Source organism: Flavobacterium sp. U410, assembly GCF_053570605.1.
On the sequence record NZ_JBSEFI010000002.1, the window covers coordinates 100,236 to 112,672 of the forward strand.

Consider the following 12,437-nt stretch of genomic DNA (forward strand, 5'->3'; position numbering starts at 1 on the left):
ATGAAAAAAATACTTTTCTTCGTTTTTTTTGTGATTTCATATTGGAGCAATGCTCAGTATGCAACAACACATTACATTGCACCTTCACCATGGCAATATTGGAGCAATGCCAATGAAGTTGTTATATCTACAAGAGAAACGGGAACAATTAGTGTAAACTTAAAAAAAAGTGACGGAACCTTTATAACAACACTGAGTGTGACGGCAAGCTCCCCTGTATCGTATAGGTTTACAGGGGTACCTTCTTCCTTAGCTAGAAATAATACAGGCGTTACTTATACAGATAGAGGCTTAATTGTTGAAGCAACGGGAGCAGTTTTAGTAAATATGAGAAATATTGCGTCAGATACTACTGGTGCTGATGCGTCAACTATTAAAGGTAACGCTTCTTTAGTAAGTTTTGGGAATGAAGGAAGAGGATTAGAATTTAGATTAGGGTATTATAGAAGCAGTTATACCGGATTAGCAACCGGAAGTCCCATTTATTCCGTTATGGCTATTGAAGATAATACAGAAGTTTCATTGAACGGAACTGTTCTAACAACCCTAAATGGAGGTGAAAGCAGATTGTTTACTGCAGCTATGGGAGCTTTATTAACAGCAGATAAGTCTGTTGTAGTTAATGTAGGAAGTTATGGTGATACTCCTCAAACTTGTAGTGGAAATGGAGAAGATGGGACAGTAGATCAAGTAGCACCGGTTAGTGTTTTAGGTTCTCAATATATAGTGGTTAGAGGTAGTGGTAGTTCAGGAAATGGGACAAATGATCCGGAACAGACAACAATAGTTGCAACCCAACCAGGGACTTCTGTACAAGTTATTAATTATAATTCGTTAGGTTTTCAAACAAGTACACCATTAACATATAATTTAACTAATGCAGGAAGCTATCAAACGTTTCATCATGGTGATGGTAGTAACCAGTATTCCAGTTCTTTTATTGTTTCAAATAACCCTATTATCGTCTATTCCGGAACGGCAGTAAATTGTGAAACAGATATTTCAACAGTAATGCCTATTGGTGGTTGTGCGGGAAGTACAAATATTATAACCCGAAAGTTCATTGATTATTCGGGTACAGATTTGCCTTATTTCGGGTATATATTGATTGAAAGTCAAACGGAACCAGTTTTGCTAAACGGACAAAATATTGAAACTTTAACAGGAAATTCAAGAATTGCAGTGGGAACTACAGGTTTTTATATGTTACGATTTAATAATACTAACATTGGAAATCCTACCACAATTCAAATTCAATCAGCGGCAAGGCTTACAACAAGTATTGTACAGCAAGGAATAGGGTTTTCAATGTCTGGATTCTTTTCAGCTTTCAACGATAGTCCGGAAACACCAACAGAAGTTTCATCAACTCCATGTTCATCAACTTTAACAACTACTCCCGGTTTAGATCCTTATCAATGGTATTTAAATGGTGTACTGATTGCAGGAGTAACCTCTGATACTTATACAGTAACGGAAACAGGAAACTATTCGGTAAACGGAACCAGAACTTGCGGTCAAACATTGACATCTGCTCCCACTTATGTGGAAATAAACCCTTGTTCAGATTTAGCAGTTCAAAAAACAGTATTATCAACAACTGGAAATCAGGCTGTTTTTGAAATAATTGCCTCTAATATTGGTCTGAACGATGATACAAATGTTATTGTAACAGATGTACTGCCTTCAGGATATACATTTGTTTCGTATACAGCTACCAATGGAGCTGGAACTTATGATAATACTACAGGTATTTGGACTATAGGCAATTTAGCTCATGGAGATTCGGAAACATTGACTGTTACAGTTACTATAAATCCAACAGGAAATCATAACAATATTGCTACTATTTCAGGGACTAATCATGATGTAGATACTACAAATAATACTTCCCAAGCATCTGCAACCTATCCGGCTCCGGATATAAGTTTTACCAAAGAATCTGAATTTTCAGCGTATCACAACATCGGTGATGTTATTCAATACGAATTGGTAGTGACTAATAACGGATCAGTTGCAATAACAAATTTTCAAATTACGGATACTAATGCTGATGCAGGCAGTATAAGCCCGGCTACTATTTCTAGTATAGGGGCAGGAGCAAGTGTTACAGTAACGGCAACGCATACAATTACTTTAGCAGATGTTCAGGCTGGGCAGGTAATTAACCAAGCGTCTGTAACTTTTACTAACCCTCAAGGAGGTACACTTACTGTGTTGTCAGATGATCCTAGCACAGTTGCAACAGATGATGCAACTATAGTCGATGTTGTATATGAAGCTGATTTAGAAATTGTGAAGACTAACGGACAAACGATGTATTATGCAGGAACAACAACTGTCTATACAATTACAGTAACGAATAACGGACCGAGTGATGCTACAAATGTGGTGGTTTCTGATTTAATTCCTGTAGGAATAACTGATATGAGTTGGACAGGAAATGGACAATCCGGTACAGGAGATTTAAACGATACTATTGCAACTCTATTGGTAGGAGATACCGTTACTTATGAGGTAACTGTAGATATTCCTGTTCAATTTATAGGAGATTTGACTAATGTTGTAACGGCGAGTAGTTCAGATGTTCCTGATCCTGATCTTAGTTGCCCTAGATGTACTGATATAGATGTGGAATGTACTTCCATGGGACCAAGTTCATTATCGGCTTCAGTTGTTGGAGGACAGTTTTCAAACCAAGCCGTGGTTACTGTACAGACAACAGGAGGTGATGGTAATTTTATATATTGGATGGATGAAGAAGGTTTGCCTCAATATGATGGTTATTTTACGAATGTTCCAAGTGGAGAGCATACCATCTACGTGCAAAGTGCAGATGGCTGCGGAGATGTGTTAACCACTCAAGTTATTGTTTTAAACTATCCAAGATTTTTTACACCAAATGGTGATGGTTACAATGATTATTGGCAGGTAATAGGTTTAGAAAATCAGCCTGATTCAAGAATATACATATTTGATCGATATGGTAAACTATTGAAAGAGATTAGTACAACCGGACAAGGTTGGGACGGAATGTATAATGGACATCAATTACCATCAACAGATTATTGGTTTAAGCTTATATACAGAGATCCGGTAACCAATGAATCTAAAGAATTCAGAAGTCATTTTAGTATGAAACGTTAAAAGGATTTTAGAAGTAATTTTTATAATTCTTAAGCAGCAAGTCTATTCCTGCTGAAACAATATCACCCATGGTGTCGCATTGCTTAAAATGGATATCATGGGTGTATTTTTGTAACGCATATTTCAAAGTCTCAACATTCTCTTTCGGGGCAATATCTTCTTTACGCATAATCACTAAAAGTTCATCTAATCTGGTCTCTGAACCCAAAATGCGTTTTACCGTTGCCGAACGAACTTCTTTTCGATACTGTTCTACGGAATTAGGTTTTAGCTTATCCATAACCAGTTTAACCATTTGAAAGTTTTCTTTAAAGAACTGCGGAAAGTAAATCTTTAAATTGCCTTCATAGGATTGTTGATCAAAATCAATAGGACGAATGCGATACACCACATGGTCAAAATCATGAATGGGAATAACCACATAATTATACGACCGCATATCACCTAATAAGCCTAAAAAGCAACGTTCGTTAAACTTGACAAATTCTTTAGCAATTTGAGCTTTTTCCAATTCGGTACATTTTGGTAACATTTTTTGAATGAAAACATCTCCCGGTACACCAATGATGTGCTCTTCAATTAACGTGTCTTTGTGAACCAAAAAGTTAATACGGTTAGGAGAAAGAATTTCCTCTAATTCTAATCCGTAAATGCGAGAAGCATCGGCTTTCTTAATGTAAAAATTGGTGAAGTTGTCGTTTAGAATATTTCGAACCTTAATGCGAAAAGGTTTGGAGTTACCAAAGGTGCAATAGTCAATCGAATCGACAGTTAAGAACGGTAATGTTTGTTCGTCTCCATCGGAATGGAGTAAAGTATAAATCTTGTTTAAACTCGCTTCAATTTCGGCGCGCTCAAATTCCGGATAATACACACGAAGCCACAATGTATCATTGCCTTGCTCATCTTCTAAACTGATATAACCCGAAAAACGCAGTAAATCATCATACAAAACCCTTGTTTGTGTAATTCGTCCGTACTTTTCTAAATACTTAAAAAGTTCAGGCGAAACATCATAATTGGGCTTGCGAAAATGTATTTTTACGTCGTCGGGTTTCATAAAAATTATAATCTTTGGCGAACAGCTTCGTATAGAAAAGCACCGCAAGCCACCGATACATTCAAGGAAGAAATTGTTCCAAACATAGGTAGTTTTGCTTTTTCGTCAATTACTTTTAACACGGAAGGATTTACTCCTTTATCCTCACTTCCCATAACAATAGCTACAGGTTCTGTAAAATTAATATTGTAGATATTATGACTCGTTTTTTCGGTGGCAGCAACGGTTTTTATGCCACTGGCTTGCAATTGAAAAACAGCATCTTTAATGTGATCTACTTTACAAATAGGAACGTTAAAAACGGCACCGGCACTAGTTTTTACGGTATCGCCATTTACAGGAGCACTCCCTTGTTTAGAAACAATAATTCCGTTGACACCTGTACACTCGGCAGTACGGATGATGGCACCAAAATTACGCGCATCAGAAATGCCGTCTAAAACAACAAACAAAGGCGTTTTGCCTTCTTCTAAAAGCGAAGTGATTAATTCGTCTAAATCATGAAAAGCTATGGGCGAAATGGTTGCCACAGCGCCTTGATGATTACGGTCGCCTAATCGGTTTAGTTTTTCAACCGGAACTTGTGAAAAGTTAACATTGTGTTGTTTCATTACTTTAAGCAGTTCGCGCATTAATTCGCCTTGACTGTCTTTTTGAATGAATACTTTATCAATTACGGTTCCCGATTGAATGGCTTCTATAATTGCACGAATACCAAATATTTGTTGTACTTTTTCCATAGTGCAAAGATAATTTAAAGTAAGATGTTAGGAACTAGAAGTCGGAAGTTTTTTTATAAGCTTCCAAAAATGCCTGAAATTTACTGACTAGCCCCGATGGAAGCGACACCTTGTACAGCGAACAGCGGGAAAATGGATGACCAATAAACGCTGAGTTGCGCTGCTAAAAATTGGTTTTAAAACTAATGTGAACAATGGAATTGGACAATTTAATGTTTTGCTCTTGAGTGGAACCGTTAGCATAAATTAAACTGAAAAGACCGTTTTGAGAAGCAAGTCCGAAACCGAAGCCAAGTCCCAATAAGTTTTCGGTAATGTTCGCGGTTTTATCTTGTAAATAACCATAGTCAATAATAGAATTGACGTATAAATTGGGAGCTAAGACATATCGGTATTCAGTAAAAATGCCCGAAAATAAACTGGCTTGAAGTGTATTTTCTCTGAAACCCCGAATGGAATTGATGCCACCAAACCGAAAAAGTTCGTTGACGACATAATCGTTGCTGTCTAAATAAAAGGTTTGGTTTTTGAGATAGAGAATGTTTTTTTCGTTGATATACAAATTGTGACTGGCTTCCAATTGCCCCATTAACTGATTTGTTTTTTGAGCAGTTAGCGTGCGAGAACCCATTCCGGTTTTGATAGAAAAATTGGTTTTCTCGGGAAATAAAAAGGAGTTTTTATCGCGTTTTAGATATTCAAAACTTAGGGTGTAAAACTTGCTGTTGAAATTTTGTAAAGAAGCCGAATTCAAATTTTGAATGTCTACTGAGTTGGTACTTTGGTAACCCAAAAAGGCTTTTTTGTTATAGGTAAAATAATAACCAACGTTTAGATCAAGATTGGTGTTCTGAAATGTACTGTCTTGCTTAAAAATTTTCAAATTGCCTTTTAAACCGAAAGCAGTTTTAAAAACATACGGAATTTCAGTTCCTAAATTAAAGGATGTTTGTTGATTGCCGTCGTTACGCCAATACAAATTGAACTTTTCACCCGAATTGAAAATATTTTGTAAAGACAAATCCAGATATCCGTTAAAAACGATTTTGCTCTTTTCGGCATCGTTGGCAAAGCCGATAAAACCATCAAATTTATTGGGGCGACTTTTTTCGACGTAAGCATACACTTTTGTGCTGTCTTTGGTGAGTAGAATTTCGGGATATTTAGTTTGACTCACAAAAGGGAATTCTGAAAAGTCCGAATAAATTTCTTCGACAAGTTCCTGATTGAAATCTCTTTTTTTGAGTTTCTTGTTCCAATTGTGTTTAATGTTTTTCGGGAATTTATCGTAACCAACGATGACCAATTCGTTAAAAGTTCGTTTGTTGCCGCTTTTAAGAAATAAAGTTGCTATAAGTTGATTATTGACAGATGTAATGTTTTGAAGTTGGAGTTTGGCTAGTGCATATCCGTTTTTTTCCAACAGCGTGAGTTTGCTGTTCATCCAATTTTCAACCGCAGCTGTAGCTAAACTTATCGTGTCATTTTTTTCCTGAATCAGTTCTTTTTCTTGTTCCGAAAGTTTTGTCAAATGAATTTGAATGCGATTAACAGCAACACCTAATCGATAAGTAAAAAGAAAGGAAGAATCGTTTACTTTTTTTTGATCCAGTAGTTCTTTTTGAAAGTAGCCAATAGAATTCAGTTGGTTTTCAAATTCCGATTGAAAAGAAATGATTTCATTTACCTTTTGAAATTTTTTAGGGTAACCAATGCTGTCAATAATTTTAGTTTCCGTTTCGTTTTGACCTTTGATTTCCAGATAGAAATTTTGGGTCCAAGCCATTTGGATACAAAAGAACAGTAAAAACAGCAGTTTCCTTTTCATATTGTAAAGAAACGAAAATGTTATGTATTTCGTATAAAAAAAGAAGCACCCGAAGGTGCTTCAAAAACTTATAAAACCAACCCAAATTTAGTTTTTAATCAGTTTTGTTGAAATGGATTTATTTTCTTTAGTGATTTGAACCAAGTAAATTCCTGATTTTAAATCGCTAATATTAATTGCAGCATTAGCTAATATATTTTTTTGTTCTAAAATACGTTGACCGGTAATAGAAAAAATTACAATACTGTCAGCATCGGAAGAAATAGAAAATGTGTCGTTTACCGGATTTGGGTAAAGTGTGAACTCATTTGCTAAGTCAAAAGACGAATTGGCTAAAGTAGCCGGTTGATTTCCATACACTCTAAATTGTCCGGAAGGAATTGAAATTTGAGCGGAAGTACTAGTTACAGTAATAGGGGTGTTATCCATTAAGTTGTACCAAGTACCTGTATAAGGAAAATCGGGAGTCACGTTAAGATTGGCTACAGAGAAGTTGGCTAAAACAACTACATTTTTTAAACTCGTTGATGGCAAACTGTTGTCGTAAATATAAATACGAGGTTTAACGTTATTAGCATCCGGACTTATGGCATAGTCGCCATTGAAAACAGGTTCGGTAGTTTTTAGCTCAATAAGCTTAGAATATTGGTTGTAAATAGTGCTGCGAATAGGATCGTTTAACCAATTTTCAGCCCATTGCGGTTGCGGTTTAGTTGACAATTTACAATCTCCTGAAATACCATCAGATTCTGTATTTACTGAACCATCAGTACAAGTATAAATAGAATCGTCCATACCTAATTCTTGAAAATGCCAAATCATTTTTGGACCCGGAACCAATAAACTAACCGCTCCTAAAGAAGCCATACGATTCAATGCATTATTCAAGTTGTTGTAAACAGGATTGGCTCCGTTAGGATTTCCATAAGTCACCGCTTCATATAGTAGACGGTCTTTATCATGACTTTCAGGATATCCCATTAAGCGTTTTCCATTAAAACCACGACTCACATGTCCCATTCTTGTAATTTCTGCATTAGTGGCATATCCCATAGCTAACTGACTGTAGTTATAGAACATTTCACCCCACATCATAATTCCTTTTCCTTCGTCTAAACGATAATTAGCCCATTGTTGCTCTTCGTAATCTGATCCTAAGTGTTCAAAAATAGCATAATGGTCAGGATCTATACTCCAAGTATAATCAACATAATCTTTTAGAATGTCAATACGATCTTGTTGGTAAGCATTGGTGCAACTATCATCACCGGCAGTACAATTTTGGGTAAAACCTTTGGTTAAATCCCAACGGAAACCATCGATATGAAATTCTTCAATCCAATAGCCAACAGTTCTTTTTACATATTCTTTAGTATGTAGTGAAGCATGATTAAAATCTTCACCCACATTGTAGCTGTGCTTTGCTACCGTATTGAAATAAGGATTGTCCGTATTTGGGCTACCCCAACCATCACCATCTGGATCATTCATCCACATGCGAACCATTGGATTTCTTCCAAAAGCATGATTGAAAGCAATATCAAGGATAACGGCAATTCCGTTTTGGTGACATAAATCTACCAGTTCTTTAAGTTTGTCAGCAGAACCATAAAATTTGTCTAACGCCATGTGGAATGAAGTGTTATAACCCCAACTTTCATTGCCTTCAAATTCCATTACAGGCATTATTTCGATAGCATTGATTCCTAGATTATTAAAGTAGCTAATTTTGTCAATCAGATCTTGATAGTTTCTATCGGCATCAAAATCACGAACTAAAACTTCATAAACCACTAAGTTGTCTTTTGAAGGTTTCGTGAAATTAGTTACTTGCCAATTGTATGGTGTTTGTCCTGTTTGTAAAACAGTTACTTCTCTTTCTTGTCCGGTTGGATAAGCATAAGTAGTGTTTAAATCTGCAAAAGAACTTGCCGAAATATAAGGATCGTCATAAGGCGACAATACTAAAGTGGAACAAGGATCGGCAGTTTTTACTAAAACTTGCGAGTTGGTTGTAGGTGTGGTGTCAAATACCCAATATTGATAGGTATACACTTGTCCCGGAGTTAACCCTGTTAATTCTAACCAAAACTTATCGGATGACGGATCTTTCTTCATGGCATGTACCGAAGAAGGTTTCCAATTGTTAAAGCTTCCGGCAACGTAAATAAAATCTTTTCCGGGAGCATTCAAAACGAAAGTAGCTTTGGTAGCATCACTATTGTTATAATTAATACCGATTACAGCGTTAGCTGGAAGTGCTTCTGAAATAATTCCGGGATTAATAATAGCCGAGAAGTATTTAGATTGTGTAATTCCGCCTAAACTAATTTGCAATTCATAATTTTTATTGGCAGTGATATTGGTATCAGTATAACTATAAGAGCTTCCGGTGAATGTGTGAATACTAACACCATTTGCTAATAAGTTATAATTTGCATTTCCATTAGTGTTTGAAGCACTAATAGCTAAATTGCCACCTGAGTTAAGAATAGTAGTACTATTTTCTGATGGTGAAAGTAATGTAGATTGAAAAGAACCTACGTTGATTTCTAAATCAGCAGTTTGTTGAGAACCATTTGCGCTTCTTAAAACAATATTGATTTTTGAAATAGTTCCCGAACTAACATTGTAAAAACTTTCTATGGTTGGTGTTAAATCTAATTTGTATACAGAACCCGATACTAAGGTTAAAGATGGCTGAGCAACATTATCTCCCCAAGTTCCGATTACATTTTGCCATGCCGAACCGTTTAAGGTAACACCAGTATGAGCATAAATGGTTCCTGAATAAGAAGCTAATCCAGTTCCTGCTTTATCAAACAATAAAACAGCAGATTGGTTTTGATCTGGGGTAACTCCTCCTTGCCAGGAAAGTTGAGCAAAGGAAAAGGCAGTAATACAAAAAAGAAGGTATGTAAATATTTTTTTCATTCTTCTTAAAGTTTAAAAAGGGCTAACTTTTGGCTAGCCCTTTGTGGTTTTATAATGCTGTTAGCGTGTATGTGTATTGTCTTGGATTACTTAAGTCAAGTTCAACTTTATAGTTTCCAGCAGCTCCACTAAATGTTAGGTTTCCTCCATTCTGAAGATGTTCGTCTTCATCTAGAGTTCCTAAATCAAATTGTCCCCATTCATTATTTCCTCTGAATTTAAATTCTCCAGGATAAAGATAGATATTAGCGATTTCTAGTTTTTTTGTAGTAGGGTTATAAGTAAAATCAATGTCTTGATTCCAACCGGAATCGTTACCAGCTGTTGCAAAACCTATTATCCCCCAACTTACAGAAGTTATAGAATAGGTTAATCCATTAGGATTCTCAGTAGTAATTTCTCCAGTATTCGCTTGAATATAGTAATATCCTGCGGTAGTAGCATTACAGTTTGTTTCTCCTGCACCATCAATTAAAACTCCAGAAAAAGTTCCGTCATCTCCATAATCTGGTCCGCCAGTAGGAGGGAAGCTAAATGTTCCATCAGCACTTTGCGCTAGAAATTTAAATTCGCCATCTAACCAAGCATAGCCAACAAAGTCAGTCTTTCCAAAATCAGATGCCGCTAAAAGTGGTGCAGTTGCAGGATTCCAGCCTTGGTGGTTACCAGGAACAGCAATTTTTGGTAAATCAGTTGGATATGGAGTAACAGTTAATGTGATAACATTTGAATAAGCAACCACGTCACCATTTGTTCCTAAAGATGATTTAATTCTTACATTAATATTAGTAGCAACATATGGAATTCCCCCAAGATCTAACATAATAGTATTCAGCTGTTCTGCTGTCCAAGTATAATACCTGTTATTTGTAGTTCCGCCAGAGATAATAGTTGCGAAATCAGTATCAGCAATAGCAGTTTCAATTTCATAATTAACTTCAGTTTGAACACCATAGTCGGCATGATTCCAAACTAAAGTCGTGATTTCATTACTTGCATTCTCTTGTAATAAAACATAGCTATTACCATCTGCCGGAGATAATAATTCTGGTCCACCGCTTGGTGCAATGATTGTTTGATCGTCATTTTCACAAGAAATTCCCATGAAAATTGTTAGTAATAAAGCTGATATTTTGAATATTTTTTTCATAATAGAATTCTTTAAAAATATTAATAACCTGGATTTTGAGTTAAGTTTGGATTAGCTTGTAATGCTGTTAATGGAATAGGAAATAAGTTATAAGTACTAGGAATTGCTGCACCATTTAGTGTATTCCCTTTCCAAGGCCATAAATAAGAGGCACCTGTAAATTTTCCAAAACGAATTAAGTCACTTCTTCTGTGTCCTTCAAGATTTAACTCTCTTGCTCTTTCGTCTAAGATAAAATCTAATGTTAAATCTGCTGAACCAATTGAAGTGGCATGTGAACGATTTCTCACCGCATTAACATATTCTAAGGCATCAGTAGCAGTACCACCACCACCTCTAAGGTGACATTCAGCATACATTAAGTAAACATCCGCTAAGCGGTATAACGGGAAGTCTGTTCCAGAGAATACGGTTGATGGACCTGAAATAGAATAATAATTAGTGTTTCTAAATTTAACAGAAGGGAATCCATTAGTCCATTCTTTATAATTAGTCATTTCATAAGTATGCCCGTCAGTCCAAAATAATTGAGCTCTATCATCAGTTGATGTTCCTAAATTACCGAAAAGGCCATACCAGGCTTTTGTAGCTCTATGTCCTGCCCAAGCATCATTTCCTCCTGGATTTCCAAATAATGAAGTATTCATAGTAGCACTATTCATGCTTCCATTAACAATATAGGTTGTGTTTCCATAACTTTGACTAGAAACAGCATCAGCTATCAAAGGATAGATAATTTCGTTAGAGGAATAGTTATCTCCAGAGAATAAAGCTACAAAGTTTGGTTCAAGAGTATACCCCCCTTCGGTGATAATCATGTTGATGTAAGGAAAAGCATCTGTATAGCGTTGTGTACCTGTGTAAACACCTGCATTCATGTAAAGTTTAGCCAATAACATAGCTCCAACATATCTATTTGCTCTACCATAAGAATTTGAAGTTGGAAGAATTTCCACGATATCGGTTAATTCGCTTTCTACAAAGTTGAAAAGTTCTGTTCTTGAAGATTCAGGAAGTGGAGTAGTAGTCCCAGCCTCGTTCTCAGTAACCAAAACACCTTTTCCAAAGCAGTCAATCATGTAGTAATAAGCTAAAGCTCTTAGGAAACGAACTTCAGAAATTACTTGGTCTTTATTAGGAACGTCAACATTCTGTAAAACTACTAATAAATTATTACATTGAGGAACCGTGTAATAGACACGGTTGTATAAGTAGCGGAAGAATTTGTTGTTCTCGTCCCAGTTAGACGTTGTTGTTAATTGGTCTAAACCATCGTCACCCCAACGATTTTTCATGCCATCAGCTGTGAAATCCTGTAGGTTGATGATACCACGTAAAAAAGGTGATTCTCCCGGGTCATCAGAAATATCAGAACTCCCAGCTCCGTTAGGACCTGATAAAGCGAAAGAGCCATATAGTTTAGACATAATACCCTCTATAGCATTAGGGTCTTGTGCTAAAAGTTGTTCTAAGGATAGTTCAACTTTTGGCTCTGTGTTTAAGTCATCTGTACATGAAAATGTGAAAGACAACAAAGCAATTAAACTTAATAATTTTATTTTTTTCATAACAATTTAT

General features: G+C 36.0%; 7 protein-coding genes. 1 reads left to right on the top strand and 6 read right to left on the bottom strand.

The features are described from left to right. The gene (locus ACUSJC_RS02060) at window positions 1-3,147 is read left to right on the top strand and encodes a T9SS type B sorting domain-containing protein (RefSeq protein WP_449267891.1); all 3,147 of its coding nucleotides are present in this window, start codon (window positions 1-3) and stop codon (window positions 3,145-3,147) included. Window positions 3,148-3,154: 7 nt separating this feature from the next. Here the strand turns inward: ACUSJC_RS02060 and ACUSJC_RS02065 are convergent, their stop codons facing one another. The 6 genes from ACUSJC_RS02065 to ACUSJC_RS02090 form a co-directional block, all read right to left on the bottom strand. Further along, window positions 3,155-4,207, bottom strand: a complete 1,053-nt coding sequence (locus ACUSJC_RS02065; protein WP_449267892.1) for a hypothetical protein — start codon at window positions 4,205-4,207, stop codon at window positions 3,155-3,157. Window positions 4,208-4,212: 5 nt separating this feature from the next. Further along, window positions 4,213-4,947 carry a 23S rRNA (guanosine(2251)-2'-O)-methyltransferase RlmB gene (gene rlmB / locus ACUSJC_RS02070; protein ID WP_449267893.1) on the bottom strand — a complete coding sequence of 245 codons (735 nt, stop codon included), beginning with the start codon at window positions 4,945-4,947 and terminating at the stop codon, window positions 4,213-4,215. A gap of 163 nt (window positions 4,948-5,110) precedes the next feature. After that, entirely contained in the window at window positions 5,111-6,775 is a 1,665-nt protein-coding gene (locus tag ACUSJC_RS02075) for a hypothetical protein (RefSeq protein ID WP_449267894.1), read from the bottom strand. 87 nt (window positions 6,776-6,862) lie between these two features. Beyond that, on the bottom strand, window positions 6,863-9,709 hold the full coding sequence (locus ACUSJC_RS02080; RefSeq protein WP_449267895.1) for an alpha-amylase family glycosyl hydrolase: 2,847 nt from the start codon (window positions 9,707-9,709) through the stop codon (window positions 6,863-6,865). Window positions 9,710-9,758: 49 nt separating this feature from the next. Next, complete coding sequence (locus ACUSJC_RS02085) at window positions 9,759-10,859, bottom strand: SusE domain-containing protein (RefSeq protein WP_449267896.1); 1,101 nt, start codon at window positions 10,857-10,859, stop codon at window positions 9,759-9,761. 20 nt (window positions 10,860-10,879) lie between these two features. Next, complete coding sequence (locus ACUSJC_RS02090; RefSeq protein ID WP_449267897.1) at window positions 10,880-12,427, bottom strand: RagB/SusD family nutrient uptake outer membrane protein; 1,548 nt, start codon at window positions 12,425-12,427, stop codon at window positions 10,880-10,882. Window positions 12,428-12,437 lie beyond the last annotated feature (10 nt).